This window comes from Citrobacter sp. 506, assembly GCF_050434985.1.
Classification (GTDB): domain Bacteria; phylum Pseudomonadota; class Gammaproteobacteria; order Enterobacterales; family Enterobacteriaceae; genus Citrobacter; species Citrobacter braakii.
In genome coordinates, this window is record NZ_JBNDJN010000005.1 from 339,000 (window position 1) to 364,596 (window position 25,597).

General features: G+C 54.1%; 26 protein-coding genes. 7 read left to right on the forward strand and 19 right to left on the reverse strand.

Going from position 1 to position 25,597, the window contains the following annotated elements; genetic code table 11:
• The first annotated feature begins 37 nt into the window (after nt 1-37).
• Nucleotides 38-1,420, forward strand: a complete 1,383-nt coding sequence (locus ABIE10_RS19305) for a glycoside hydrolase family 1 protein (protein WP_429156705.1) — start codon at nt 38-40, stop codon at nt 1,418-1,420.
• 55 nt (nt 1,421-1,475) lie between these two features.
• Here the strand turns inward: ABIE10_RS19305 and nepI are convergent, their stop codons facing one another.
• From nepI to rbsK, 11 genes are all read right to left on the reverse strand, one after another.
• Complete coding sequence (gene nepI, locus ABIE10_RS19310; RefSeq protein ID WP_429156708.1) at nt 1,476-2,660, reverse strand: purine ribonucleoside efflux pump NepI; 1,185 nt, start codon at nt 2,658-2,660, stop codon at nt 1,476-1,478.
• 118 nt (nt 2,661-2,778) lie between these two features.
• Nucleotides 2,779-3,078, reverse strand: a complete 300-nt coding sequence (locus ABIE10_RS19315) for a helix-turn-helix domain-containing protein (RefSeq protein WP_016157799.1) — start codon at nt 3,076-3,078, stop codon at nt 2,779-2,781.
• 8 nt (nt 3,079-3,086) lie between these two features.
• Nucleotides 3,087-3,428: a type II toxin-antitoxin system RelE/ParE family toxin gene (locus ABIE10_RS19320; protein ID WP_016157800.1), complete on the reverse strand. Its 342-nt coding sequence runs from the start codon at nt 3,426-3,428 to the stop codon at nt 3,087-3,089.
• A 100-nt stretch (nt 3,429-3,528) separates the two neighbouring features.
• Complete coding sequence (locus ABIE10_RS19325; RefSeq protein WP_429156712.1) at nt 3,529-3,981, reverse strand: DUF1198 family protein; 453 nt, start codon at nt 3,979-3,981, stop codon at nt 3,529-3,531.
• A gap of 148 nt (nt 3,982-4,129) precedes the next feature.
• Nucleotides 4,130-5,521 (reverse strand): hexose-6-phosphate:phosphate antiporter, encoded by a 1,392-nt coding sequence (uhpT, locus tag ABIE10_RS19330; RefSeq protein WP_003023929.1) that lies wholly within the window; start codon nt 5,519-5,521, stop codon nt 4,130-4,132.
• 142 nt (nt 5,522-5,663) lie between these two features.
• Complete coding sequence (locus ABIE10_RS19335) at nt 5,664-6,992, reverse strand: MFS transporter (RefSeq protein WP_016155042.1); 1,329 nt, start codon at nt 6,990-6,992, stop codon at nt 5,664-5,666.
• Between the two features lie 9 nt (nt 6,993-7,001).
• Nucleotides 7,002-8,504 carry a signal transduction histidine-protein kinase/phosphatase UhpB gene (gene uhpB, locus ABIE10_RS19340; RefSeq protein ID WP_016155043.1) on the reverse strand — a complete coding sequence of 501 codons (1,503 nt, stop codon included), beginning with the start codon at nt 8,502-8,504 and terminating at the stop codon, nt 7,002-7,004.
• Nucleotides 8,501-9,094, reverse strand: a complete 594-nt coding sequence (gene uhpA / locus ABIE10_RS19345; RefSeq protein ID WP_016155044.1) for a transcriptional regulator UhpA — start codon at nt 9,092-9,094, stop codon at nt 8,501-8,503. The genes uhpB and uhpA overlap by 4 nt, the downstream gene beginning before the upstream one ends.
• 195 nt (nt 9,095-9,289) lie before the next feature.
• On the reverse strand, nt 9,290-10,303 hold the full coding sequence (locus tag ABIE10_RS19350; protein WP_216404037.1) for an aldose 1-epimerase family protein: 1,014 nt from the start codon (nt 10,301-10,303) through the stop codon (nt 9,290-9,292).
• 11 nt (nt 10,304-10,314) lie between these two features.
• Nucleotides 10,315-11,631 carry an L-fucose:H+ symporter permease gene (gene fucP / locus ABIE10_RS19355; protein ID WP_003023919.1) on the reverse strand — a complete coding sequence of 439 codons (1,317 nt, stop codon included), beginning with the start codon at nt 11,629-11,631 and terminating at the stop codon, nt 10,315-10,317.
• A gap of 27 nt (nt 11,632-11,658) precedes the next feature.
• The gene (gene rbsK, locus ABIE10_RS19360) at nt 11,659-12,579 is read right to left on the reverse strand and encodes a ribokinase (RefSeq protein WP_003827124.1); all 921 of its coding nucleotides are present in this window, start codon (nt 12,577-12,579) and stop codon (nt 11,659-11,661) included.
• A 325-nt stretch (nt 12,580-12,904) separates the two neighbouring features.
• Between rbsK and ABIE10_RS19365 the strand changes: the two genes are divergently transcribed.
• On the forward strand, nt 12,905-13,690 hold the full coding sequence (locus tag ABIE10_RS19365) for a DeoR family transcriptional regulator (RefSeq protein ID WP_429156721.1): 786 nt from the start codon (nt 12,905-12,907) through the stop codon (nt 13,688-13,690).
• 1 nt (nt 13,691) lies between these two features.
• Here ABIE10_RS19365 and ilvN read toward each other — a convergent pair whose 3' ends face one another.
• From ilvN to ivbL, 3 genes are all read right to left on the reverse strand, one after another.
• Nucleotides 13,692-13,982, reverse strand: coding sequence for an acetolactate synthase small subunit (gene ilvN / locus ABIE10_RS19370; RefSeq protein ID WP_003023914.1), 291 nt, complete (start codon nt 13,980-13,982; stop codon nt 13,692-13,694).
• 3 nt (nt 13,983-13,985) lie between these two features.
• The gene (gene ilvB / locus ABIE10_RS19375; RefSeq protein WP_016155049.1) at nt 13,986-15,674 is read right to left on the reverse strand and encodes an acetolactate synthase large subunit; all 1,689 of its coding nucleotides are present in this window, start codon (nt 15,672-15,674) and stop codon (nt 13,986-13,988) included.
• A 107-nt stretch (nt 15,675-15,781) separates the two neighbouring features.
• A complete protein-coding gene (gene ivbL, locus ABIE10_RS19380; RefSeq protein WP_003827118.1) occupies nt 15,782-15,880 on the reverse strand; it encodes an ilvB operon leader peptide IvbL in 99 nt (32 codons plus the stop codon).
• A gap of 522 nt (nt 15,881-16,402) precedes the next feature.
• On the opposite strand from ivbL, the gene tisB reads away from it, so the two are divergent.
• The 3 genes from tisB to emrD all read left to right on the forward strand — a co-directional run bounded on the left by tisB (nt 16,403) and on the right by emrD (nt 18,827).
• Nucleotides 16,403-16,492: a type I toxin-antitoxin system toxin TisB gene (tisB, locus tag ABIE10_RS19385; protein ID WP_003023909.1), complete on the forward strand. Its 90-nt coding sequence runs from the start codon at nt 16,403-16,405 to the stop codon at nt 16,490-16,492.
• A gap of 123 nt (nt 16,493-16,615) precedes the next feature.
• Nucleotides 16,616-17,449: a DMT family transporter gene (locus ABIE10_RS19390; protein WP_016157806.1), complete on the forward strand. Its 834-nt coding sequence runs from the start codon at nt 16,616-16,618 to the stop codon at nt 17,447-17,449.
• 193 nt (nt 17,450-17,642) lie between these two features.
• Nucleotides 17,643-18,827: a multidrug efflux MFS transporter EmrD gene (emrD, locus tag ABIE10_RS19395; protein ID WP_016157807.1), complete on the forward strand. Its 1,185-nt coding sequence runs from the start codon at nt 17,643-17,645 to the stop codon at nt 18,825-18,827.
• Here the strand turns inward: emrD and ABIE10_RS19400 are convergent.
• Both ABIE10_RS19400 and dsdC read right to left on the reverse strand, forming a co-directional pair.
• Nucleotides 18,754-19,836, reverse strand: coding sequence for a cellulase family glycosylhydrolase (locus ABIE10_RS19400; protein WP_429156727.1), 1,083 nt, complete (start codon nt 19,834-19,836; stop codon nt 18,754-18,756). The two genes, emrD and ABIE10_RS19400, sit on opposite strands and share 74 nt — an antisense overlap.
• Nucleotides 19,837-19,914: 78 nt before the next feature.
• Nucleotides 19,915-20,841, reverse strand: a complete 927-nt coding sequence (dsdC, locus tag ABIE10_RS19405) for a DNA-binding transcriptional regulator DsdC (RefSeq protein WP_016155054.1) — start codon at nt 20,839-20,841, stop codon at nt 19,915-19,917.
• Between the two features lie 229 nt (nt 20,842-21,070).
• Between dsdC and dsdX the strand changes: the two genes are divergently transcribed.
• Both dsdX and dsdA read left to right on the forward strand, forming a co-directional pair.
• A complete protein-coding gene (gene dsdX, locus ABIE10_RS19410; protein ID WP_429156731.1) occupies nt 21,071-22,408 on the forward strand; it encodes a D-serine transporter DsdX in 1,338 nt (445 codons plus the stop codon).
• A 17-nt stretch (nt 22,409-22,425) separates the two neighbouring features.
• On the forward strand, nt 22,426-23,748 hold the full coding sequence (dsdA, locus tag ABIE10_RS19415; protein ID WP_429156734.1) for a D-serine ammonia-lyase: 1,323 nt from the start codon (nt 22,426-22,428) through the stop codon (nt 23,746-23,748).
• A 12-nt stretch (nt 23,749-23,760) separates the two neighbouring features.
• On the opposite strand, the gene ABIE10_RS19420 is transcribed toward dsdA, so the two are convergent.
• The 3 genes from ABIE10_RS19420 to ABIE10_RS19430 are packed head-to-tail and all read right to left on the reverse strand — an operon-like array spanning nt 23,761 to nt 25,569.
• Nucleotides 23,761-24,873: an anaerobic sulfatase maturase gene (locus tag ABIE10_RS19420; RefSeq protein ID WP_160312099.1), complete on the reverse strand. Its 1,113-nt coding sequence runs from the start codon at nt 24,871-24,873 to the stop codon at nt 23,761-23,763.
• Entirely contained in the window at nt 24,870-25,232 is a 363-nt protein-coding gene (locus ABIE10_RS19425) for a DUF202 domain-containing protein (protein ID WP_016155058.1), read from the reverse strand. The genes ABIE10_RS19420 and ABIE10_RS19425 overlap by 4 nt, the downstream gene beginning before the upstream one ends.
• Nucleotides 25,222-25,569, reverse strand: coding sequence for a YidH family protein (locus ABIE10_RS19430; protein ID WP_016157812.1), 348 nt, complete (start codon nt 25,567-25,569; stop codon nt 25,222-25,224). Before ABIE10_RS19430 ends, ABIE10_RS19425 begins: the two co-directional genes overlap by 11 nt.
• Nucleotides 25,570-25,597: the final 28 nt, after the last annotated feature.

A 25,597-nucleotide genomic window follows, 5' to 3' on the forward strand; every position in this document is an offset into this window, starting at 1 on the left:
TTGTGTAGGGAAATGAAACACATCAAGGAGCAAGATAATGCGATACCGTTTTCCCGAAAACTTTTGGTGGGGCAGTGCCTGCTCGGCGCTGCAAACCGAAGGGGATAGTCTGAACGGCGGCAAAAGCCAGACGACATGGGACGTGTGGTTCGACCGCCAGCCTGGGCGTTTCCATCAGGGGGTTGGCCCGGCGAACACCTCGACCTTTTATCAGCACTGGAAACAGGACATCGCACTGCTCAAACAGCTGAAGCACAACAGCTTCCGCACTTCAATCAGTTGGTCACGACTGATCCCCGACGGTACTGGCGACGTCAACCCGCAGGCAGTTGATTTCTATAACAACGTCATCGATGAGCTGCTGGCGCAAGGCATTACGCCATTTATCACCCTGTTCCACTTCGATATGCCGATGGTGATGCAGGAGAAAGGTGGCTGGGAAAACCGTGATGTGGTTGAGGCGTTTGGTCGCTACGCACAGACCTGTTTTACCTTGTTCGGCAATCGGGTGAAGCACTGGTTCACCTTTAACGAACCGATTGTCCCGGTAGAAGGCGGCTATCTGTATGACTTCCATTACCCTAATGTGGTGGATTTCAAACGCGCGGCCACCGTGGCGTATCACACCGTACTGGCGCATTCCACGGCGGTACGCGCGTACCACGCCGGAAGTTATGACGGTGAAATCGGTGTGATCCTGAATTTAACGCCCTCTTATCCGCGCTCACAACACCCGGCGGATGTAAAAGCTGCGCACCATGCGGATCTGCTGTTTAACCGCAGCTTCCTTGACCCGGTGCTAAAAGGTGAATATCCGGCGGATCTGATAGCGCTGCTAAAAGAGTACGATCAACTCCCAGCATGTCGGCCAGGCGACAGTCAGCTCATCGCCGATGGCAAAATCGACCTGCTCGGTATTAATTATTATCAGCCGCGCCGCGTGAAATGTCGTGATACTGCCGTCAATCCTGACGCGCCGTTTATGCCGGAGTGGCTGTTTGATTATTACGAAATGCCGGGGCGTAAAATGAACCCTTACCGTGGCTGGGAAATTTATGAGCCAGGTATTTACGATATTATTACTAATCTGCGTGATAACTACGGCAACCCGCGCTGTTTTATTTCTGAAAACGGCATGGGAGTCGAAAATGAGCAACGTTTTATTCAGCAGGACCAAATCAACGACAGCTACCGTATTGAATTTGTTTCCGCGCATCTTAAATGGCTACATAAAGGCATTAGCGAAGGGTGTAATTGTCTTGGCTACCATATGTGGACCTTTATTGATAACTGGTCCTGGCTCAACGGATATAAAAACCGCTACGGTTTTGTCCAGTTAGATTTAGATACGCAAAAACGTACAGTGAAGAAAAGCGGCGAATGGTTTGCCCATACCGCCGAAAACAAGGGTTTTGATTGATTCAGCCGTCAGATAGCGGTGTTGCCTGAAAGCTGCGCGCCATCAGGCAACAATCTCACTGTATTCTGACCTTCATCGTGACCAGAAGCGCCGTCAGCAGCATCAGGCTGCCGGAAAGCATCAGAGGCGAAAGCAGTCCGAGGTTATCGAGCGCATAGCCTCCCACCGCAGCCCCGCAGGTATTGGCAAACTGGATCACGGCGACCTGGACGGATCCGGCTTTTTCTGCCTGATCGGCAAGCGATCGGGTGATCCACGTCGACCAGCCGACCGGAACCAACGCAAACGCCAGGCCCCAGATAATCGCAATACCTGCCGCCACAACTTTGTCGCTACCCCACAGGATCAGGACCAGCGCGCTAAGCGCCAGCACCAGCGGCGCACCGGCTAAGGCCAGTTTGACCGAGCGCTTCAGAACTACCGAGGAGAGCGACGTCCCGACAAAGCTGGCGATACCAAAACTCAGCAGCACCAACGTCAGGCCATCAACTTCAAAGCCTGCCAGATTCATATAGATCGGGCGAATATAGGTAAAGAAGGCGAACTGTCCGGCAAAGGACATAAAGATGGCAATCATCCCGGCCATCACCCCCGGGCGCTGCAGCAGGATGAACATATTTTGTTTCTGATGCGAAGGTTCACCTGGCAACGACGGCAGCGCTCTCACCACCCAAATCGTGCACAGCACGCCCATTACCGCCGCCGCATTAAACACGTTGCGCCAGCCGATAATACCGCCCAAAAAACTCCCCAGCGGCGCGGCAATCACCAGCGCGACAGAGACCGCGCCAAAAATCACCGACAGCGCTTTCGGTACCGTACGGGCGGGAACCAGACGCATGGTCAGCGACGCCGACATCGCCCAGAATCCGCCAAGCGCCAGACCGAGGCAGGCGCGGCCAATGAGCAGCAGTGAAAAAGAGTTGGCAAAGGAAACCAGCAGGCAGGAGAGCGTCAGCAGCACCGAAAACACGATCACCACGTAGCGACGATCGGTCGCCTGGATAATTTGCGTCACAAACAGGCTGGCGAACATGGCAACAAATGCCGTCACAGTCACCGATTGTCCGGCAACACCTTCAGAAATCCCCAGATCCTGCGCCATCGGCGTTAACAGGCTAACGGGCAGAAACTCAACGGTTATCAGGCAGGCAACGCAGAACGCCACGGCGAATACCGCCGACCAGTTCGGTCGGGCATTTGCCTCAGCGCGGGATTTTTGTTCAACAGCTTCACTCATTTTGTTACCTGCGTGGGGTTATTGCAGAAAAGTTACGCAGTGTAACATTAAATTTGTGACGCATTTAACGTTTTGGCAACTACTTTCATCTAACACAAAATCCAGGCCACACGGATTTTTAAAGATGAAACGCGACTCTTTTACCTGTCGGTAACTTAACATCAATGCTCAGTTCGCCACCTAACGCTGTGACATAACGCTTAAGCGTCGACAGACGAGGATCGTTATCCGCCTGTTCCATTTTTGCGATTGTTGGCTGCTTAACGCCCATTGCCGAGGCAAGTTCCGCCTGAGAGAGATTCAGTTCTTCCCGTAACATATTTAACGCAATCACCTGACGTAGCACTTCTACTTTTTCAGCAATGCGCTCTTGGCTTTCCGGGCTTTGTTTCGCCATCAATTCTTTAAGCGTCGCCATAATTTTCCTTACTTATTAAGGTGATTTCGGTATTCAGCGTCAGCAAGCCTGATCATCTCTTTATAGAATTTCTTCTCGTTTAACCCTGTTTTGTCGCCAGCGCATAACACGATGCCATGGCGAGAAGGATCAAACACGAAGAACGCCCGAATCGGGTTGCCCTGATGCTGCACTCGCAACTCTTTCATATTTGAAAAAGCAGAAGCATTTACCGTATCAGCAAACGGCCTGCCTAACTGAGGACCATACTCGGATAAAATCATCATCGCTGCGAGCATATCTTCCTTGAGCGCCTCGGTCTGTACGTCAAACCATTTATCGAAAACATCCGTTGTTTCCACTTCCCACATCAACGATCCCTCATAGCTAATAAGCTATAGGTAAATTATAGCCCATTAGCTATTAAATCAATTTATATTTGCACAATTAATTCGCCAACAGGCATGACTGTCAGTGCAGCCAGTGCACGCCATCTTCGGGCTGGAAAAAGGCGTTATAGCGCATCTGAAACGCATTAAACTCCTGCATATCCGGCTCTATCTCGCGCAGAAAACCGAGCGCCAGACGCACCTGTGCGTCAGTAATCGGCGTGGCCAATCGGGCTTTTTGCAGCCAACGGTGCCATTGCAGCAGATTCGACTCACTGCCGTCGACAATAACGATTTGCCAGATCAACAACACCTGGGCAGCATTTTGCAGATGTGATTCATCTGGGCGGTGGAGGTACTGTAAAAAGGCCTCACCCTGTACTTTTCCCATCTGATCGATCATCGACTCTACCGGCACAACATCAATATTCACTCGCTCGCTCAGACGGCGAATTGCCCGTCGAGATCCGGACGTCAACACCCGAAAACCCACTACAAAAACAACGACCAATGTGGCCAGCATTATCCAAATCATGCGCACATCCATTACCAGACAGGATGCCCATCATAACGGCAAATTCCTCTCTGTCGACGACTGAACGTATCAACACGATCCAGGATGGATCCGCGACATAAAAAAGCCCGCCATCCAGGCGGGCAAAAGTTACCAATGCACACTTAACTTAAGCGACTTTCAATTGTTGAATTTTTTTCTCGCGGCGAATTTTACGTTCTTCAAACACGGCCACGATGGCCATCAGGCAGATACAACCGATGGCGGCGGTATCCAGCGCGGCGAACGTGCCCGCCCAGCCGGTCAGACCAAAAATCGGCGTGCCGTCGGCAATCATCCCCAGACCCAGCTTGGCGAAGCTGTCACCAATCAGATATGCGAAGGTGCCTTTAATCCCATCGGCTGCGCCGATCGCTTTTTTCGGTACGAATCCGACGGCTGCAACGCCGATTAACAGCTGAGGACCGAACACCAGGAAGCCCAGCGCAAACAGCGAAGCCAGATAGACATACTGGTTGCTGGCGTGCTGATAAACGCCCAGAGTTGCGATAATCAACGCCAGCGCCACGCAGGCTACCAGCGCACGACGACCGTTAGCCAGGTCAGAAAGCCAACCCCACAGTAACGTGCCGACCAACGCGCCCACTTCAAACAGGGTAAAACCCTGAATCGCCACTTCTTTGGAGAGCTTCAGCTCCTGGAAAGCGTAGACAGTGGACCACTGGTCGATACCGATGCGCACCACGTACAGGAAAATGTTGGAGAAGCACAGCAGCCAGATCACTTTGTTTTTCAGCACGTACTCAACAAAGATCTGCCATTTGGTCATCTCATTTTCTTCAGTCTCTTTGTCCTCTTCGCTTATCTCCTCGCCGAACAGCTCTTCAGCTTTACCGAGGCCATAAGACTCCGGGGAGTCGCTGCCGTAGCGCAGGCCGATAAAGCCGACAATCAGGGCGATAATTGACGGGAAGATAAACATACCAATGACGTGACCGTCGAACAGATAGTTGGCGCCAAACAGCGCCACGCCAGCCGCACCCGCACCACCGAGGTTATGGGAGATATTCCACATACCGAGGTAAGAACCCCGCTTGCGACGCGGCGTCCATTTGGTGATGGTGGAATAGCTACACGAGCCGCCAGTACTCTGGAAAAAACCGCTCAGCGCGTAGAAGGCGATCATCAGGAACAGGCTGGTTGAACCCGCTCCCATGCTGGCGCTGAAGCCGAGCATACAGATGGCGGAGAGGATCAGCATAAACGGCAGGAACTGCTTGGTATTTTTGCCGTCTGCGTAGTAGGAAACCAGCGTTTTACCCACACCGTAGGTGATGGAGAAGCCCAGGCCAATCATCCCCAGCTGCGTCATGCTCAGCCCGTAGGTGGAGATCATGTCGTTCTGCGCGATGTTGAAGTTTTTGCGGATCAGATACATGGTCAGGTAGCCAATAAAGACTACCAGATAGGACTGCATGAACGGTTTGAACCACATTTTGCGCCGCACATCGAGCGGCAGATCCAGGGTCGGCTTGCGTACCTGGTTTAGAAAGGCCAGCATTTGACACTCCCGAGCTAATTTTTATACCTGCGAATGGCAGGCATTGTAAAAATCAGCCGGGGGACGCGCCTGAGACAGCGTCCAGGTGAAACCGGGAAAATTTCTTAGTTTTACCCTACTCGGGGCAAAAAGGTGAGGTGCATCACGCTTCGTTGAGTTCGCGTGGAGCCTGGGCGTTCAAAAACGGCAGCAGCAGCAGCGCGGATATCCCCGCCGCAATGGCGATCACCACAAAGAATCCAGTCCAGTGCCAGACCTCCATCACCTTCGCCAGCGGCCAGCCGGAAAGCGATGCCCCCAGATAGGCAAACAGCCCGACAAATCCGGTTGCCGCGCCCGCTGCCTCTTTGTGCGAGCACTCTGCCGCCGCCATGCCGATCAGCATTTGCGGGCCGAAGACGAAGAATCCGGTGGTGAAGAAGCACGCCGCCTGCATCACGTAACTGGCGAACGGCATCAGCCACAACGAGCCCACGGAGAGCAAAATTCCGGCAGCAAAAATCAGGTTCATTGGACCGCGGTTGCCGTTAAACAGTTTGTCCGAGCCCCAGCCTGCGACCAGCGCGCCGATAAATCCGCCCAATTCGAACATGGTCACGGCGGTATTGGCGGTCACCAGATCCACGCCGAGCGTCTCCGACATATACAGATTGCCCCAGTCGTTGATGGCGGCGCGGACGACGTACACCAGCACGTAACACAGCGACAGCAGCCAGATATAGGGATTCAGCAATACATAGCGGGTGAGAATCTCTTTACGACTCAGCCCTGCGCCTTCCTGCTGCTGGGCGATTTCCAGCTCATCATGCCGCCAGTCGCCAATCGGCGGCAGACCAATCGCCTGCGGCCTGTCGCGCAGCCGCCAGCAGAGAAAAATCCCCACCACAATCGCCAACAGCCCAGCGATCATCATCCCGGCACGCCAGCCGTAGTGCAGCGCCGTCGCCGCCATCACGATAGGGATCAGCGCCCCGCCAACATTGTGCGCAGTATTCCACAGCGCCCACCAGCCGCCGCGTTCGGTACGCGAATACCACGCGGTCAATAAACGCGCGCAGACCGGCGACCCCCAGCCCTGGAAAAAGGCGTTCAGCGCCCAGAGCACCGCAAAAGCCCAGAGCGAGGTGGAGAAGCCAAACAGAATGTTCACCACGCCGGTGGCGATAAGCCCAAACCCCATAAAATAGCGGGCGTTGGAACGGTCACTGACGATACCGGAAACAAACTTCGACAGGCCGTAGGTGATGTAAAACAGCGTCGCCAGCAGACCAATGTCGCTGCGGGTCAGCACGCCGCTGGTGAGGATATCCGGTACGGCGGCGTTGAAGCTCTTGCGTGTGAAATAGAACAGCGCGTAGCCGAGCCAGATAGTGGTCAGAATATGTCGCCGCCAGTAGCGGTAGAGGGCATCCACTTCACGCTTATCGGTGATGAGCGGCGCGCTGACTGGGGCTTTTAAAAACGAAAACATGATCGCTCCTTACACATAACGCTGGGGTAACGACACGCTGACCCGCGTGCCGTGCGTACAGGAAATCGAGAGCGATCCCCCGAGGGCGGTAATACGTTCACGCATCCCGGTGAGGCCAAATCCCTGCTGATTCGACCCCGGCGGCAGGCCGCTGCCGTCGTCCTCAATCACCAGCATCAGCCGTTCATCCTGCTGCCAGCCCTGAAGCGTCACCGCGCTGGCGTTGGCGTGCTTAACGATGTTGTTCAGCCCTTCCTGACAAACGCGAAACAGCGTCACCCGCTGACTTTCGCTGAGTGCAGATTCGTCAATTCGCCAGTCAAGGTGGCTGACGATGCCGCGGCTTTCCAGCTCCATTTCACGCATCAATGAGCGGATCGCTTGTTCCAGCGTGAGATCATCCAACTGGCGCGGACGCAGACGACCCAACAGACGACGCACAGAATCGTATACGCCAAGAGAAAGTTGTTCGATATGCGCCCCGCTGCGCTTCACCCCTGCGTTTTCCGGCGCCAGCCGCTGGACAATGCCCGCCTGGGTGCGAATGGCGGTGATGGTCTGACCGATATCATCGTGCAGTTCGCGCGCCACATCCCGGCGCACACTCTCTTCGGTCTCCAGCAGGCGTTCAGCCAGACGGTGGTTGCGCGCTAATTCGTTTTGCAGCGACTGGTTAAGCTCGCGCAGACGCTGGATCCCCGCGCCGAGCAGCAGCCCGGTCAGGCTTTGCACCAGCAGGGAGAGCAACAGGTCAACGGGATGATCGTGCCAGGTCTGGCTGGCAATCAGCGCAATGGCGTTCATTAACGTGGCAATCAGCGCCCCCTGCCAGCCGTAGTGCCAGGCGAGCGCAATGATCGGCAGTGCGAGGCAAAACGGCGTGAAGCGCGACAGTTCATCGGGCAGGCCAAGCTGCAACCACAGGCTGACGCTAAACAGCAGCAGATACCAGACCAGATGCCGCCCGCGCCAGTTCACCGGCTGAGACACCACCGCCGGGCCCAGCGGCAACCAGGTGGTGCTGGTAAGATAGTGCCAGAAAACCAGACAGATCGGAGCCAGCGTTAATCCACCAGTGAGCGTCAGCAGTAGGGCATTCCACGCCTCTTCGCCTTGCCCAAGCCAGGGCAGCGATTGCAGCAACGCCGCCGCCGTCAGCGCCGCGCCCTGCAACAGCAGCGTGCGCCAGTCGCGCTGATGGCGGTAGCGCGAAATCAGCATCACCGGGAGTAACGTGAGGAAGCTCCCAATCATCAAAAGTAGCAAGTGAGCCAGCGCCACTTCCTGCGCCAGCCAGAAAAGAAGCAGCCATTCCGCACCCAGCAGCACCGGCCAGTAGCCGCGTGGACATTGCAGCATCAGCCCCAGACGCAGGCCAAACGGAAACAGCAGTACCGCCAACTCCGGGCGCTCAACCAGGTGCAGGCTGATACTCCACAAGCAGAACCACGCGGCAGAGAAGATAAAGAAGCAGGCAACAACGGTGATGAACCGGGAACAGAGCGTGTTCATTGCCAGCCGTCAAACATCCGGCGGGCCAGTTCGACATCGTTGCTAACGCCCAGTTTTTCCATCAGGTTAGCGCGATGCACGTGCACCGTTTTCGGCGACAGGCCCAGTTCGGCGGCAATCTCTTTAACCGCCATGCCTTGCGCCAGTTTCTCCGCCACCTGACGTTCGCGTTTGGTCAGCGGATCCTGACGACCAGCCGCCAGTTTGACGGCGATATCCGGCGTCAAATAGCAGCCGCCGGTCGCCACGGTATGCACCGCCGCGATCAGCTCATCAGGGCTACAGCGTTTAGAAAGGAAACCACGCGCGCCCGCGTTGAGCGCCTGCTCCACCAGCGCGGGGCTGTCGTGGACGGAGAGCATGATAATCGCCATCCCTTTTGGCAACTGGCTTAACAGTTCAAGACCGGAGATATCAGGCATCGAGATATCACAGATACATACCTGCACGCCACGTCCCGGTAATCCCGCCAGCGCCTCGCTGCCTGAGCCGAACTCAGCCACAACCTGCAAATCAGGTTCCAGCCCCAGCAACTGGGCAAAGCCGGAGCGGACGATAGTGTGGTCGTCGATAAGGGCAACGGTGATCATGGGTTCTGTCCTGGGGGATAAAAAACGTGCTTACCTTAACGATATACACTTTATCCTTCAAGCAGCCTCTGCATTGGCTTGGTCTGCTCACCCCAGTCACTGACTTGAGTAAGCTTCTGAGGTGAGCAGACTTGCCGCCTTATGCAGCTTGAAGGATTTTGTGTTCCGACGCGCTGCTGTTTAAGCCTTGAGCGATCAGGCGATGCCAGTTGTGACGGTAAATGTGCGGGTGTGCTGCGGTTCTAGCTGAATCAACGTGCCTTTTCGCTGTGCCGCCAGGAAGCCTTCAGGGCGACAGGTCGCAGGTAGGGCGAAGGCTGCCACCTGTTGATCGCCGTTATAGAGGATCCAACGGGTGACATAATTCAGCTCCGCGCTGGAGAAACGCGTCACGAACGTGGTGCCATCAGGTGCGATCATGCGAAATTCAGGATTATCCGTGTATCGGTCCAGTTGGTCAGCGAAGAAAACGATTTCCGGATCGTAAAAATCGGGCTCGTTGAGGCGCCCCAGCGAGGTCTCGCCCTGGATGATCCGCTGATTAAACGCCAGCCACTGCTCGGTAGGCTTAACATGCGCGGGTACCGACTCACGCAACTTCATGGCTTCATCCGGGATATTCTGGCTGAAGGTCGCTTCCGGTACGTAGGCATAGTTCATATGGCACATATACTGTAAAGGCATTGCCACTGAGGCGAGGTTGGTGACCGCCATCTGAATATCAAACAGCGCACTCGCTTTGCGCATAATCACCGCAGGATGCGCCTGATAATGATGACCGAATCCCATCACATACTCGTAGCGTCCACTCACGCGCAAATTCTCTCCCTCCAGCTCCAGCCAGGCCTCATCCATCGCGGCACAGGCCATTTCGCCATGCAACGGGTGAGAATCTTCCGGCGAAGGGCAGCCATTAGCCAATATACCCGAGTGGAAAGCAAAGCAGCCGTATGTTGCTACCACTTCCGCAGCCGGTTTCGGCTGACTGAACATGTTGCGCATGGTCAGTTCATGCCCGTCAAACTGAGCATCCCAGATCATCTGCCCCATCCAGGGCAGAATAACCAGATGTCCACGACTGTTTTCTACCTTCAGCCCTTCCACACCGCTGGCGTAACGAAATGCGGTAACCGTGAAGTCGCTATTCTTCAGTAAGATTCGCGGATGCTCTGCAAAGAGTTCCCGCCACAGCGTGATACGTGTTGTCATGATCGCTCTCCTCAGGAAACAGTCGCTTCAGCCAGGTTATTGCGCACTTTGCTTTCACGCCAGAAGTAGATACCGACGTACACGAAGCACAACATGGAGACCAGGAACGAGAGTTGTAGCGAGTGGAACATATCGGCCACATAGCCCTGAATTGCCGGAACCACCGCTGCACCAACAATCGCCATGACAATGACTGCTCCCGCCATTTCAGTATGTTCGTTATCCACGGTATCCAGCGTACCGGCATAGATTGTCGCCCAGCAGGGTCCAAACAGGACGCTCACCAGTACGGCAACGTACACGGCGCTGAAGCTTGGCGCCAGCGCAACATAGACCAGAAACAGTGCGCCAATGATGGAGTAGAGGATCAGCACTTTTTCCGGATTGAAGCGTGTCATCAAGATGTTGGCGATAAACTTGCCGATAAAGAAGCAGGCAAAGCTATAGACCATGAAGGTTGAGGCGTCGCGCTCGTTGATATCACCCAATTCCAGCGCCAGACGGATGGTAAATGACCACACCGCGACCTGCATCCCCACGTACAGGAACTGCGCCACAATCCCACGGCGGAAACGGGCATTGCTGGCCAGATAACGCAGCGTATCCATCGCTGACGGACGTTTATGACTCGCCGTTTGCGCGACTTTACAGGTCGGGAAGCGGGTCAGCAGGAACAACACCATCACCACAACCAGCACCATAATCATGTACTTGTAAGGCTCAAGGGTATTTTCCAGCATCAACACTTTAAAGTTGTGGATCTGCTCCGCGTTCATCCCAGCCATCTGTTTTTCCAGACTCTCGCCTTCAGAGAAGACCAGATATTTACCCAGCAGAATACCGGCGGCTGCACCAATGGGGTAAAAGGTCTGGCTGATGTTCAGGCGCAGGGTGGCATACGCTTTTGGGCCAATCATGGAGCTGTAGGTGTTGGCTGCAGTTTCCAGGAAGCTCAGGCCAATCGCAATCGCAAAAATTGCCGCGAGGAACATGGTGTAGGTGGCCATGTGCGATGCCGGGAAAAAGAGCGTACAGCCAACAATATAAAGGGTCAGTCCCATTAAGATGGCGATTTTATAACTGGTCTTTTTAATCACCAAAGATGCTGGAATCGCAATTAAAAAATAACCGCCATAAAAGGCACTCTGAACTAATGCCGAAGCAAAGTTGCTGAGTGAAAATACGCTTTTGAATTGCGTAATCAGAATATCATTTAATGCGGCTGCGCATCCCCATAAAGGGAATAAACAGGATAACAAAATAAACTGGAACAGAGGCGTCTTATTCAGATAGCCGTCGGGCATCTGAATGATGTTTTTATCGTTCATAGTGCTACCTTTTACAATGCAGGAGTATTATTCGTTTAAGGTAAGAAACTCATTAAATTGTTCGATGCTTGGATAAGATGATTGAGTGCCTTTCCCGGTAACGCTGAATGCAGCGAAGAGAGCGGCTTTTTTCATGGCGGCTTCGACATCACCGCTTTGAACGTAATAGTGGGCAAAACAACCGATGAAAGCGTCACCTGCGCCACTGGTATCGACAGCGTTCACTTTAAACGCCGGGACATGGACTTCCTGGTCACGCGTCATCCACAGAGCGCCTTTCTCCCCCATGGTGACGATAATATTGTTCAGACCTTTATCGACCAAAGAACGTGCCGCGGCGCGAATATGGTCATAGGTATCCACCGGCATACCGGTTAATATTTCGAGCTCGGTTTCATTTGGCACGAAGAAATCGCATTTACAGGCATAAGACATATCTAATTCCCGTAATGCAGGGGCGGGATTTAATAACACTTCAATACCGTGTTTTTTACCGAATTCAATCGCGTGATAAACCGTTTCCAACTGTACTTCCAGCTGCAGGACAATAAGTTGACACTTTTTCAGATCTTCCGCCGCGCGATCGATATCTTCCGGGGAGAGAAACTTGTTGGCACCTTTAATAATCAGAATGCTGTTGCTGGAGTTTGCATTAACAAAGATCGGTGCAACGCCGCTGCTGGTGCAGGGTACCTTTTCGACATAGGTCGTATTAATCCCCCAGGATTCGAGATTACGAATGGTGTTATCCGCAAAAATATCATCACCGACTTTCGTCAGCATCAGCACTTTGGAGTTGAGCTTAGCAGCCGCAACGGCCTGATTTGCCCCTTTACCGCCACAACCAATTTTAAAGGCGGGTGCTTCCAGCGTTTCCCCTTCTTTGGGCATCTGGTTGATGTAGGTGATGAGATCCACCATGTTGGAGCCAATAACCGCGATATCCATTTTACTACCTCTCAGAAACAATCACACAACAATGATATTAAAATAACATTATCATGTTACTTCCGTATCATTTGTGACTAGGATCGCGATTGGAGGATCATTTTATTGTTTATTTATTATGCTAAATGTTGCATCTCTATCACACTCAAAATGATTAACTTGCTTACAATTGACTGAAAACTCGCTGCTTATAATCAATAAAACGTGTAAAAACACGCTTTTATTTCCCAATGGTCAGACGTATAGTAATGCAGCAATATCATGTTCCCAGAAACACATAAATGTTACTGAAGGAACATGAAAACATGATTCGTGGAGAGTGTGCATGGAAACCAAGCAAAAAGAACGTATTCGACGTCTGATGGAATTGTTGAAGAAGACCGACAGAATCCATCTGAAAGAGGCGGCGCGCATGCTGGAGGTTTCCGTGATGACCATCCGTCGGGATCTCAGCCAGGATGACGAACCATTGCCGCTTACGCTACTCGGTGGTTACATCGTGATGGTGAACAAGCCCGCCACCCTCGTTAACGCTCCGCTCCCCGTGCAAAAGCAGTATCATCGCGACGATTTACCGGTTGCCATTCTGGCCGCGGGACTGGTCAGTGAAAACGATCTGGTCTTTTTTGATAATGGATCGGAAATGCCATTAGTCGTCAGCATGATCCCGGACGATATTACCTTTACCGGAATTTGCTACTCACACCGGGTATTCGTGGCGCTAAATGAAAAACCCAACGCCACGGTGATTCTTTGCGGGGGCACCTATCGGGCGAAAAGTGATGCCTTTTACGACACCAGCAATCCCTCTCCGCTGGATGCGCTCAACCCACGAAAAGTGTTTATCTCTGCCAGCGGAGTCCATGAGCATTTCGGCGTTAGCTGGTTCAATCCGGACGATCTGGCCACCAAACGCAAAGCGATGGAACGCGGATTGCGCAAAATTCTGCTGACGCGCCACGCCCTGTTTGATGAGGTTGCCCCCGCCAGCATTGGCCCGCTATCTACTTTTGACGTACTGATAAGCGATCGCCCGTTGCCGGCAGATTACGCAACCCACTGCCGGAACGGTTCTGTCAAAGTCATCACTCCGGATTCAGACGGCGACTAACTCACTCAAAGAAAACCGTGATTTTGTTAAACATCGACGGGTCGGACTGGTTGCGGGCCACTTTCACCACATCTTCCAGCTTGTCGATCTGGCTTATCATCTGCTCAAGACGCTGATCGTCGTTGACCAGTAGCCAGATGCGGCTCTTGTCGCTGTCCTGAATCGGTAGACAGAGAATGCCTTCCACGTTGAACGCGCGGCGGGCAAACAGCCCGCAGACGTGGGTCATTACGCCCGGATGGTTGCGTACGGTGAGTTCCAGGATTACGTTGTCATGAGTCTGCTGTTGCATGGCTTATTCCCCCACCATTTCTGTGTTTGCCGCACCCGGCGGCACCATCGGGTACACTTTTTCTTCGGCATCGATGCGCACGTGGATCAGCGCAGGTCCAGGGCGATTAATAATCTCCTGCAACGCTGCCTGTGGATCCGCTTCGTTATTCAAATCGCAGGTTTCGAGGCCAAACCCGGCGGCTATCTGCATAAAGTTAATCATCCCCGGATATGTCGCCGCAAAAACGCCCTGCTTATAGAACAAACTCTGCTGCTGATACACCAGACCCAACGCTTCGTTATTCATCAGGATGATTTTAATATCCAGCTGATTTTCGCTGGCCGTTGCCATTTCCTGAATATTCATCATCAGGCTACCGTCGCCGGAGAAGCACAGCACCTTTTTGTCCGGGTTGACCAGCGCTGCGCCAATTGCCGCCGGCAGGCCAAAGCCCATGGTTCCCAGACCGCCGGAGGTCAGCCACTGACGCGGACGGTTCAGCGGGTAAGCCTGTGCGGCCCACATCTGATGCTGGCCTACGTCGGTGGTGATAATGGCATTGTCATCCACGCAGGCCGCTACGGCGTTGATCAGCCCATAGTGGCTGAGCGGGTCGCTTTCCTGCGGAATGCTGCAGGGGAATTCGCGTTGTAAATCGGCCACCATTTGATGCCACGACTCTCGCGGCTGCGCGTCAATTAATGGGATCAGTTGCGCCAGAACCTCATCGACATCCGCCTGAATTGCCACGTGCGGCTGTTTGATTTTACCCAGTTCCGCGCGGTCGATATCCACATGGATGATTTTGGCGTTCGGACAGAACTGCTCGGTTTTACCAATCGCCCGGTCATCAAAACGCGCGCCCAGAACAATCAATAAGTCCGCTTCTTGCAGAATAAAGTTAGTGCTGCGCGCGCCGTGCATACCTAACATGCCTAACGACAGCGGATGCGCTTTCGGCAACATACCGAGCGCCATTAAGGTCATGGTGGTGGGCAGCATGGCTTTTTCTGCCAGTTCACGAACCCGCTCAGGCGCGTTAATCACGCCGCCGCCGAGATACAGCACCGGACGCTGTGCGGCGTTAATCATGGCCGCGGCATCGCGAATGCTGTCCTGGCTGAACGCCGGTGCCGCCATTTTCTGCGCGGGCTCCGGCATCTCTTCAATCTCAAAAACGGCGGTTTGAATATCCTTAGGAATGTCTATCCACACCGGGCCCGGACGGCCGGACTGCGCAATGCGGAACGCATCGCTCATGACCTGCGGTAATTCACTGATATGGCGGACCAGATAGTTGTGCTTGGTGATGGGGATAGAGATGCCGTAGGTATCGACTTCCTGGAAGGCGTCGGTCCCGATCATTGAGGCCGGAACCTGCCCGGTGATACACACCAGCGGGATGGAATCCAGCCGCGCGTCGGCAATGGCGGTCACCAGGTTGGTCGCGCCCGGTCCGCTGCAGGCCATACAGACGGCGGGTTTACCATCGGTTCTCGCCATCCCCTGCGCGATAAACCCCGCGCCCTGCTCGTGGCGCGCCAGGATATGACGGATTTGCGTGCTTTGGCTCAAGGCGTCATACACGGGAAGAATCGATCCGCCAGGAATACCGGTGACCACCTGAATCCCCTGGCGTTCCATGAAATGAACGATGAATTCTGCGCCCGTAAAACGCGTACGCTTGGATGTTATGCCCGAACTTGCCATGCTCCAGTCCTTTTATTCTGGGCCTTTGCTTCGGGCAGGTCTCTTAAACGAAAAACCCCGCCCGGTTTGCGCCGGCGGGGTTTTGGAATCGTGTGTTGATCCGGACCCTACGGCGCATTGCCGACGACCACCACCACACGCACGACGACCGCTGCGCGAGATGGCGCAGTTTTTAGTAGGGTCGCAGTCAGCATGGAAGGGTTCATTAGGGACCTGTCTGTTTGTTGATTAACTGGATTTATACAAACACAGGTTTTTCAGCGTGACAATGGAAAATTTTTCATCTGCATAAAAATGCGTCAACGATCACATTTCGCTGTGCAGAGTCGGAAAACAAAAAACCCCGCCGGAGCGAGGTTTTTTTCAGCGCTGTGCGGTTGGTAGCCGCCGAACACACTGTGTTATGTCAACGGAAAAAGTATACGCGTTCTGCGAAGAACACGCAATTTCGGCACGAATTTTGATGGTTTTGAGTATGGAACATGAATGGCACAATGTCTATAAAATACTGTTAATTTATACAGTACTTATCTATAATGTCTCGGTACGCAATGTGTTATGCGGGGGCCGCATCGTAAACCGGCGCATCAAAGTCCTGGCTGAAACGGGTGGTGCCGTCAGCGCCTTAACCCCCGTGTGAGCACACTGTGTTATGTCAACAAAGGTGCTGGCAACAGGCAGCGGCGAGGTACGTCAGCACCGTGCTCCTTGTACCAAAAGGAGAGCGTATGAGCCTCGTGGATATCGCTATTCTTATCCTCAAACTCATTGTTGCAGCACTGCAACTACTTGATGCCGTTCTGAAATACGTTAAGTAATTCGGATTCAAGTCGCACCTAAGGGGAGCGGGTAACACTCCGCTCCCCTTTCACCTTCTCCCTGGTGCTTGTCTCGCGCCAATATGTTACGTTTTTATGACATTCTCAGGGAAGAACGCCACCATGACGCTTTCTGTTTTCTGCATTTTGCTGTTTGCCGCGCTGCTGCATGCCAGTTGGAATGCCATTGTTAAAGCTGGAAACGATAAACTGTACTCGGCGATTGGCGTCAGCGGCTCCGCGGCGATTATGGCATTGATCTGCTTACCCTTCGCGCCTCAGCCTTCCGCCGCCAGCCTGCCGTTTTTGGCCGTCTCAACCGCGTTGCAAGTGGTGTATACGGTCCTGGTCGCCAAAACCTATCAGGTTTCGGATATGAGTCAGACCTATCCTCTGATGCGTGGGACAGCACCGCTGCTGGTTGCGATTATCAGCGTCTTGTTCCTTGGCGATAGCCTGTCTGTGTTTGCCTGGGTGGGGATTGCTACGATCTGTCTGGCCATTCTCGGCATGGCATTTAACGGACGCAGCAGCTCACAACGCGGGATCGTACTGGCGCTCATTAACGCCTGCTTTATCGCCGGTTACACGCTGGTTGATGGCACCGGCGTACGCTTATCAGAAACCGCGCTCGGTTATACGCTGTGGACCTTCTTTCTGAACGGTTCCTGTCTGCTGGGCTGGGCGATGATCGCCCGGCGCCGGGAAGCGTCACGCTATCTGGTACAGCAGTGGAAGAAAGGTATTCTGGGTGGAATTGGTACGATGGGTTCTTACGGTCTGGCGCTGTGGGCCATGACCCAGGCTCCGTTGGCGGTGGTCGCAGCGCTACGTGAAACCTCCATTCTGTTTGGCGCTCTGCTCGCCTGGCTGCTGCTGAAAGAAAAGGTTGCCGGAATACGCCTTGTCGCGGCCGCCGGTATTGCCGTAGGCGCTGTCTTACTTCGCTTGTCATGATCGCGCCGTAAAGCCGATGCAATCCGGCAACATTTGTTGCCGCTTTTTGTTTACATTTCCTGCCGTTCATCGCGTAAACATTCCAGCCCACTATCTGGCCTTCTTTTTCTGTTGTGGTAGATTCCACGCGCATTTATGGGAAAGTACAGCACCTTATTCTTATTTTTTCTCTTTTTTAAAAGTAATCAGCGAAATGAAAAGGCATAGAAGCGTCAATTTGTTGTTGATGTTGGTATTACTGGTGGCGGTAGGTCAGATGGCGCAAACCATTTATATCCCCGCGATTGCTGATATGGCGCGTGAACTGAACGTTCGCGAAGGAGCGGTGCAAAGCGTAATGGCCGCCTACCTGCTGACCTACGGCCTGTCACAACTGTTTTACGGCCCACTTTCCGATCGCGTTGGCCGCCGTCCGGTGATCCTTACCGGAATGTCTATTTTCATGCTGGCCACGCTGGTCGCGATAACCACCCACAGCCTGACGGTACTGATTATCGCCAGTGCAATCCAGGGCATGGGAACAGGCGTCGGCGGTGTAATGGCGCGAACCTTACCGCGCGATCTGTACGAAGGCACGCAGCTGCGCCACGCGAATAGTTTGTTAAACATGGGGATTCTGGTGAGTCCACTGCTGGCCCCGCTGATTGGCGGCATGCTGGATACCCTGTGGAACTGGCGCGCCTGTTACATCTTCCTGCTGGTTCTGTGCGCGGGCGTCACGTTTAGCATGGCGCGCTGGATGCCGGAAACGCGTCCTGCGGGCGCACCGCGTCCACGCCTTATCGCCAGCTATAAAACGCTGTTTGGTAACAGTTCTTTCACCTGTTACGTGCTGATGCTGATCGGCGGCCTGGCGGGCGTTGCGGTCTTCGAGGCCTGCTCCGGGGTATTGTTGGGCGCAAGGCTCGGTTTAAGCAGCATGGTGGTCAGTATCCTGTTTATTCTGCCCATCCCGGCGGCATTTTTCGGCGCCTGGTTCGCCGGTCGCCCGAATAAGCGTTTCTCGACGCTGATGTGGCAGTCGGTTATCTGCTGTCTGGTAGCCGGTTTAATGATGTGGATCCCGGGCCTGTTTGACGTGATGAACGTCTGGACGCTGCTGATTCCCGCCGCACTATTTTTCTTCGGTGCCGGGATGCTGTTTCCGCTGGCAACCAGTGGCGCAATGGAGCCTTTCCCATTCCTGGCAGGCACTGCCGGTGCGCTGGTTGGGGGATTACAGAACATTGGTTCCGGCGTGCTGGCGTGGTTCTCTGCAATGCTGCCGCAGACCGGGCAAGCCAGTCTGGGCCTGCTGATGACCCTTATGGGACTGTTGATTTTTGTTTGCTGGCTTCCGCTGGCGTCACGCGTGTCGCATCAGGGGCAGGCGGTTTAAGCGTATGATGGCCCGGCTTATCGCCGGGCTTTTCGCATTCAGGCGCGATCATCGTCGTCAGTAACGGCTCCAGCGCCGGACGCCAGGCACCTTCCTCGCCATCATAAAACTGCGTATCCGCATTGATAGCATAGGGAATTTTCGCTTTTTTCAGTTCGCACGCCATAAAGCGGGCAAACGCCATTTGCGAGGCAGAAGGCACGTTCCTGATGGTTTCTCCTGGCGACCAGCCTCCCACCCAACTGACATGACCCGTTTTCTGCTGCCAGTGAATGGCGGTATTGATACGAGCTCGAATAGCGGCCTTTTCTGCCGCTGTGCCTGAGGTCCACGGATATTTACCGTTATTTTTCAGCGGCCCCCACGGAAAAATATGCCATTGAGCCAGCACGGTATTCTGACTTTGCGGCGGCAGTTTCAGGTCAGGCAAATCTTCCGGCGCGGCGCGTAGTCGCGGCGCGATAAAAATCATCCGCTGCGGGTCGATGGCATGGACAGTACGAATGGTTTTGTCATACACCCGATTGAGCGATACCTGATTATGGTTGAGCTTATCAGAGGGTTCGTATATCAGGTCGAAACCCAGCAACGGCGAGCTTTGACCAAAGTAATGCGCCACCGCCACCCACCAGTTAACCACCTCTTTTTCGTTACCGATACTGGGATCTTTTTTATATTCGTCAGCCTGATAGGCAATTATCGGGATCACGCCATACTGCTCGCAGGCTTCCACCAGCTTGCGCAGATGTATAAGCCGCGCCTCCGTGGGCTCTCCCGCCACGCGAATGCGCACGTGGGTTAACCCTTTCGCCTTGTAATCCCGCACCACCAGCGGATCGAATTCACGGATACCCCGATCGGTGCGCGCCCAGTCTACGTCCATCCCAACGCCAAGCTGCTGCGCATACTGCGCCGCAGTCAGCACAGGTTGCGCGGCACACACGGTGGCGCTGGCTAACAGTAAAAGGGAAACAATCGGCTTTAACACGGTCGTCCTTACGCAAATCATCAGGAGTGATATCACGTATTTAGCATGCTTTTTCACTTTGCGTGTAGCGAGAAAGCGTAAAAAATATTCGCGGCCCGCTTATTTAACCTGTTCCTGAAGCCAGCGAATAAACGCCTCGATTTTCGGCCACTGTCTGCCTGGCAGGGTGGTGATGTAGTAGTGCTGATGGCATTTCAGCGCCATATCGCCAAAAGGCGCAACCAGCTCTCCACTGTCGAGGCGTTTTTGCACCAGCCGCTTTCGGCCCATCGCCACGCCGATATGATTCATCGCCGCAATCACCGCCAAATCAGAACGATCGAAACCAATTCCCGACGATGTCGGCAGATTCACCGAAAAATGCTGCGCCCAACTGTGCCATTCATCGGTCCCGGAGTCGTTACTCCACGCCTGTCTGTCATGCAGCAACGTACAGTGCGGTAAATTCACCAGCGAACCGGTTAGGTCATGGCGGCGAGCGTAGTCCGGGCTGCATACCGGCAGGATCTCTTCATCCATCAGGAAGTGGTGCGTGAGCTGCGCGGAGGGCGCGTCGTCAAAATAGATGGCCAGATCGACCCCGGCACGCTGCAGATTGACGTTGTCGTTCCCGGTCAGCATGGTCAGCGAAATCGATGGATAGCGACGGGTAAAGTCGCCGAGCGCCGGAACCAGCCAGCACTGAGCGATAGAAGGCCGTGAGTAGACGGTGAGCGTCCCGGACAACTCCTGATTTTTAATATCAAGGATTTCCTGATTCAGCGTATCCAGCGATGATTTCAGCGCCCAGAACACCCGCTTGCCTTCGTGGGTGAGTTCCACTTTACGATGCGAACGAACAAACAGCTGAATACCCAGCTCATCTTCCAGCTGATTAATGCGATGGCTGACAGCGCTGGGGCTTAATGACAGCTCATCTGCCGCCAGCGCAAACGACTGATGTCGGGCCGCCACTTCAAAGGTATACAGCTTTGACAACTGCCAGCCGTTGAGCAGCCGATTTCTGACCTCGCGTAAGGGATCCATGTTCACCTCCTGTCCTCCTGATTCATTCGCCGGAGTGTAAAAAAGTTCGCTGCAAAAATCAGCACAAAGATGAATCAAGGTGAACCATATCGCATAAACAAAGCGTAATTAGACGTAAATCACCTACTTGATGCAATCTGGTTCATGTGAAAGGGGATTTATATCGTTTGTCAGACCATGCCTTATTTTTGTCCAATAACCCTATATTAATCACAGGGCAAGGTGAGTTATGCACTCTCAAATCTGGGTTGTGAGCACGCTGCTGATAAGCATCGTGTTAATCGTTTTGACCATCGTGAAGTTCAAATTCCACCCGTTTCTGGCGCTGCTGTTAGCCAGCTTCTTCGTGGGTACGATGATGGGTATGGGGCCGCTGGATATGGTCAATGCCATTGAGAGTGGCATCGGCGGTACGCTGGGCTTCCTCGCCGCGGTTATCGGCCTTGGGACCATTCTTGGCAAAATGATGGAAGTGTCCGGCGCGGCCGAACGTATCGGCCTGACGCTACAGCGCTGTCGCTGGCTTTCCGCTGACGTCATTATGGTACTGGTCGGGCTGGTTTGCGGGATCACGCTGTTTGTTGAAGTCGGCGTAGTGCTGTTGATTCCTCTGGCCTTTTCAATTGCCAAAAAAACCAATACCTCGCTACTGAAGCTGGCGATTCCGTTATGTACAGCGCTGATGGCGGTACACTGCGTCGTGCCGCCGCATCCAGCCGCCCTGTTCGTGGCGAACAAGCTGGGCGCGGACATTGGCACCGTGATTGTCTACGGCTTACTGGTGGGCTTAATGGCTTCACTGATCGGCGGTCCGCTGTATCTGAAATTCCTCGGTAACCGTCTGCCGTTTAAGCCGGTTCCGGCTGAGTTTTCCGACCTCAAGGTGCGCGACGAAAGTACGCTGCCATCGTTGGGCGCTACGCTATTTACCGTACTGCTGCCGATTGGCCTGATGCTGGTAAAAACCGTCGCTGAGCTGAACATGGCGAAAGGCAGCACGGTTTATACGCTGTTGGAGTTTATTGGTAACCCGATCACCGCGATGTTTATTGCCGTTTTCGTGGCCTATTACATTCTCGGCCTGCGTCAGCACATTGGCATGGGGGCGCTGCTGACCCACACCGAAAACGGTTTTGGCTCCATTGCTAACATTTTGCTGATTATCGGCGCAGGCGGCGCATTCAACGCTATCCTCAAGAGCAGCGGACTGGCGGATACTCTCGCGCTGATCCTCTCGAACATGCATATGCACCCGATTCTGCTGGCTTGGCTGGTGGCGTTAATCCTGCATGCTGCGGTGGGCTCTGCCACGGTGGCGATGATGGGTGCGACGGCAATCGTGGCCCCGATGCTGCCGCTCTACCCCAACGTTAGCCCGGAGATCATCGCCATTGCCATCGGTTCCGGCGCGATTGGCTGCACGATCGTCACCGATTCCCTCTTCTGGCTGGTGAAGCAGTACTGCGGCGCCACCCTAAATGAGACGTTCAAATATTATACGACCGCGACATTTATCGCGTCCGTTATTGCACTGGTTTGCACATTCCTGCTTTCCTTTATTATCTAAGCGCAAAGAGACTGACTATGGAAAACATTCAAACACTTATCGCCCAGCATCCTTTAGTGGAAGATCTGGTCGCTCTCAAGGAGACGACCTGGTTTAACCCTGGCACTACCTCTCTTGCGGAAGGTTTACCGTATGTTGGCCTGACAGAGCACGATGTTCAGGATGCCCACGCTCGTCTGACGCGCTTCGCGCCGTATCTGGCGCAGGCATTCCCGGAAACCGCAGCCACCGGCGGCATTATCGAATCTGAACTGGCCGCGATCCCAACGATGCAAAAGCGGCTGGAAAAAGAGTATGGGCAGCGCATCAACGGCGAAATTCTGCTGAAGAAAGACAGCCATCTACCGATTTCCGGCTCAATTAAAGCGCGTGGCGGTATTTATGAAGTGCTAACCCACGCGGAAAAACTGGCGCTGGAGGCTGGTCTGCTGACCACACAAGACGATTACAGCATTCTGCTTTCGCCTGAGTTTAAACAGTTCTTCAGTCAGTACAGCATCGCCGTAGGCTCCACCGGCAACCTTGGGATGTCGATCGGCATTATGAGCGCCCGTATCGGCTTTAAGGTGACGGTTCATATGTCTGCCGACGCTCGCGCATGGAAAAAAGCCAAACTGCGCAGCCACGGCGTGACGGTCGTGGAGTATGAAGAAGATTATGGCGTGGCGGTTGAGCAGGGCCGTAAGGCGGCACAGTCCGATCCGAACTGTTTCTTTATCGATGATGAAAATTCCCGCACGTTGTTTTTAGGTTATGCGGTCGCCGGCCAGCGTCTGAAGGCGCAGTTCGCGCAGCAGGGGCGCGTGGTGGATGCCGACCATCCGCTGTTTGTTTACCTGCCGTGCGGCGTCGGCGGTGGGCCTGGCGGGGTGGCTTTTGGCCTGAAGCTGGCATTCGGCGATAACGTGCACTGTTTCTTCGCAGAACCGACCCATTCACCGTGCATGCTGCTGGGGATTTATACCGGGCTGCACGATAGGATTTCTGTGCAGGACATTGGCATCGATAACCTGACAGCGGCAGATGGGCTGGCGGTGGGCCGCGCGTCCGGCTTTGTTGGCCGGGCAATGGAACGTCTGCTCGACGGTCTGTACACCCTGGACGATCAGACTATGTACGACATGCTGGGCTGGCTGGCGCAGGAAGAAGGCATTCGCCTTGAGCCGTCGGCGCTGGCCGGGATGGCCGGTCCGCAGCACGTTTGCGCTTCTGCTGACTATCAGCAAATGCACGGCTTCAGCGCGGAGCAGCTCAATAACGCCACCCACCTGGTGTGGGCGACCGGCGGCGGCATGGTGCCGGAAGCCGAAATGGCGCAGTATCTGGCCAAAGGACGTTAAACGCCGCTGAACTTAACGCAGCATCGCCATCAGTTCCATCGGTGAGCGATGTTGCTTCAGAAGGTCACGCATCACGCGCATATGCGGCGCGGTATGATTGAAGAAAGCGCTGTATCCGCCGCAAATCGCACTCTTTCCACTGCTGTCGCGATGCTTTGGACAATCGCCATGGCAAAAGCGTAATAGCGAACACGCCTGGCATTCCGCGCTCAGCGTGGTTCTCTTGGACTGACCAAACGCCGCTGCCCACGGGCTGGCGTTGAGCTCACTCAACGACGTGCGATGAATATTACCCAGGCGAAAATCTGGGTGGACATAGTGATCGCACTGATACAAATCGCCATTCGCTTCCAGAGCAAAAGCATGTCCGCAGGTGGAGCTTAGCGAACACATCTGCGCCGGGTGTCCGCACCATACGCCCAGAGTTGAATCAAATAACTGGACGAATACGCGGCCAATATCTTCTCTGACCCAGATATCAAAGACGGAATTCAGGAAGGTTCCCCACGCCTGAGGCGGGACGGATTCGGCGGTAAGCTCGCCGTCTTCATCATATTCAACCAGCGGAATGAACTGCAAAAAAGGCGTGCCAAGCTGGCGAAGGTAGCGATACATCTGTCCTGGTCGCTGGCTATTCAGAGAATTAACCACTACCAGCAGATTGAACTCCACCTGATGCTTACGGAGCCTGGCAATGGCGTCCACCACCTTATGGTGAGTCGGTTTTCCGCTGCGGTTAACACGATAAGCATCGTGCAACTCGGCGGGGCCATCCAACGAAATCCCCACCAGCCAGCCGTTATCGTGCAAAAACTGACACCATTCGTCGTTGAGCAAAATCCCGTTGGTCTGGAACGCGTTATGGATTTTCTTCCCTTCCCCGTACTGTTTTTGCAACGTCACTACGCGGCGGAAAAAGTCGATGCCACAGAGGGTTGGCTCTCCGCCCTGCCAGGCGAACATCACGTCAGCCCCCGGCTGTGCGGTGATATGCTGACGAATAAACGTCTCTAAGGTGGCGTCATCCATTTCGGGTTGAGTGGGTTTATCGATGTAAAAACAGTAACGACAATCCAGGTTACAACGAGAGCTGGCTGGTTTGGCCATGACCTGACATCCTGTCATGCTAAATTCCCGATAAACGCAATAAGTTGGCGGACATGCGTTACAGCAAACAGTATTGCGAGGGATAACACCGCGAGGGAGATCATAAATTTGTCACGCACCGCGCGAGATTCAGAAAAATCGCTATGCGTAACATCCATCAGATTACGGCTGCGGGTATAGCGCCACAGAACGATTGCCACCAGCGCCAGCACCACAATTGAAACCCAAAACAGGAAGCCCGCCTGATGCCAGTTGTGCTTCAGCGCCAACGCCATTAGCGCGCCATAACCCAGAAGCGTACGAAACCAGGCCAGCGATGTTCGCTCCGGTTGTAACCCCGGATCGGCGATACGTCGCGACTTACGGCTATCCGGCATACAGCACCAGTCCCATGACAATCACCGCGACAATAAACAAAATCAGACTGATGATTAACAGGCTATGGGTATAGGGCAAATCCTCTTTCAGGCGCATCGCCCTCTCATTACGCAGCCAGCGCAGGTAGCCATAAATCGCCAGACCACCGGCAAACAGGCATAGCAACAGCGCTAAAAGCTCACGAATTACCGGCGTGGCAAAATCCGGAGCCAGTTGGTCGAGACCAACGCCCGCCGCCAGAAACCCCAGCGCGGTACGGATCCACGCCAGAAAGGTACGCTCATTTGCCAGTGAGAAGCGGTAATCCGGGGCTTCTCCAAGGCGGGAAATTTTCATTCAAACTCCTCTGGCTGTCATTGCCGGA

Coding starts and splice junctions, on each gene's coding strand:
- ABIE10_RS19305 (WP_429156705.1), top strand. CDS start 38: ATGCGATACCGTTTTCCCGAAAACTTTTGGTGGGGCAGTGCCTGCTCG.
- nepI (WP_429156708.1), bottom strand. CDS start 2,660: ATGAGTGAAGCTGTTGAACAAAAATCCCGCGCTGAGGCAAATGCCCGA.
- ABIE10_RS19315 (WP_016157799.1), bottom strand. CDS start 3,078: ATGGCGACGCTTAAAGAATTGATGGCGAAACAAAGCCCGGAAAGCCAA.
- ABIE10_RS19320 (WP_016157800.1), bottom strand. CDS start 3,428: ATGTGGGAAGTGGAAACAACGGATGTTTTCGATAAATGGTTTGACGTA.
- ABIE10_RS19325 (WP_429156712.1), bottom strand. CDS start 3,981: ATGATTTGGATAATGCTGGCCACATTGGTCGTTGTTTTTGTAGTGGGT.
- uhpT (WP_003023929.1), bottom strand. CDS start 5,521: ATGCTGGCCTTTCTAAACCAGGTACGCAAGCCGACCCTGGATCTGCCG.
- ABIE10_RS19335 (WP_016155042.1), bottom strand. CDS start 6,992: ATGTTTTCGTTTTTAAAAGCCCCAGTCAGCGCGCCGCTCATCACCGAT.
- uhpB (WP_016155043.1), bottom strand. CDS start 8,504: ATGAACACGCTCTGTTCCCGGTTCATCACCGTTGTTGCCTGCTTCTTT.
- uhpA (WP_016155044.1), bottom strand. CDS start 9,094: ATGATCACCGTTGCCCTTATCGACGACCACACTATCGTCCGCTCCGGC.
- ABIE10_RS19350 (WP_216404037.1), bottom strand. CDS start 10,303: ATGACAACACGTATCACGCTGTGGCGGGAACTCTTTGCAGAGCATCCG.
- fucP (WP_003023919.1), bottom strand. CDS start 11,631: ATGAACGATAAAAACATCATTCAGATGCCCGACGGCTATCTGAATAAG.
- rbsK (WP_003827124.1), bottom strand. CDS start 12,579: ATGGATATCGCGGTTATTGGCTCCAACATGGTGGATCTCATCACCTAC.
- ABIE10_RS19365 (WP_429156721.1), top strand. CDS start 12,905: ATGGAAACCAAGCAAAAAGAACGTATTCGACGTCTGATGGAATTGTTG.
- ilvN (WP_003023914.1), bottom strand. CDS start 13,982: ATGCAACAGCAGACTCATGACAACGTAATCCTGGAACTCACCGTACGC.
- ilvB (WP_016155049.1), bottom strand. CDS start 15,674: ATGGCAAGTTCGGGCATAACATCCAAGCGTACGCGTTTTACGGGCGCA.
- ivbL (WP_003827118.1), bottom strand. CDS start 15,880: ATGAACCCTTCCATGCTGACTGCGACCCTACTAAAAACTGCGCCATCT.
- tisB (WP_003023909.1), top strand. CDS start 16,403: ATGAGCCTCGTGGATATCGCTATTCTTATCCTCAAACTCATTGTTGCA.
- ABIE10_RS19390 (WP_016157806.1), top strand. CDS start 16,616: ATGACGCTTTCTGTTTTCTGCATTTTGCTGTTTGCCGCGCTGCTGCAT.
- emrD (WP_016157807.1), top strand. CDS start 17,643: ATGAAAAGGCATAGAAGCGTCAATTTGTTGTTGATGTTGGTATTACTG.
- ABIE10_RS19400 (WP_429156727.1), bottom strand. CDS start 19,836: ATGATTTGCGTAAGGACGACCGTGTTAAAGCCGATTGTTTCCCTTTTA.
- dsdC (WP_016155054.1), bottom strand. CDS start 20,841: ATGGATCCCTTACGCGAGGTCAGAAATCGGCTGCTCAACGGCTGGCAG.
- dsdX (WP_429156731.1), top strand. CDS start 21,071: ATGCACTCTCAAATCTGGGTTGTGAGCACGCTGCTGATAAGCATCGTG.
- dsdA (WP_429156734.1), top strand. CDS start 22,426: ATGGAAAACATTCAAACACTTATCGCCCAGCATCCTTTAGTGGAAGAT.
- ABIE10_RS19420 (WP_160312099.1), bottom strand. CDS start 24,873: ATGACAGGATGTCAGGTCATGGCCAAACCAGCCAGCTCTCGTTGTAAC.
- ABIE10_RS19425 (WP_016155058.1), bottom strand. CDS start 25,232: ATGCCGGATAGCCGTAAGTCGCGACGTATCGCCGATCCGGGGTTACAA.
- ABIE10_RS19430 (WP_016157812.1), bottom strand. CDS start 25,569: ATGAAAATTTCCCGCCTTGGAGAAGCCCCGGATTACCGCTTCTCACTG.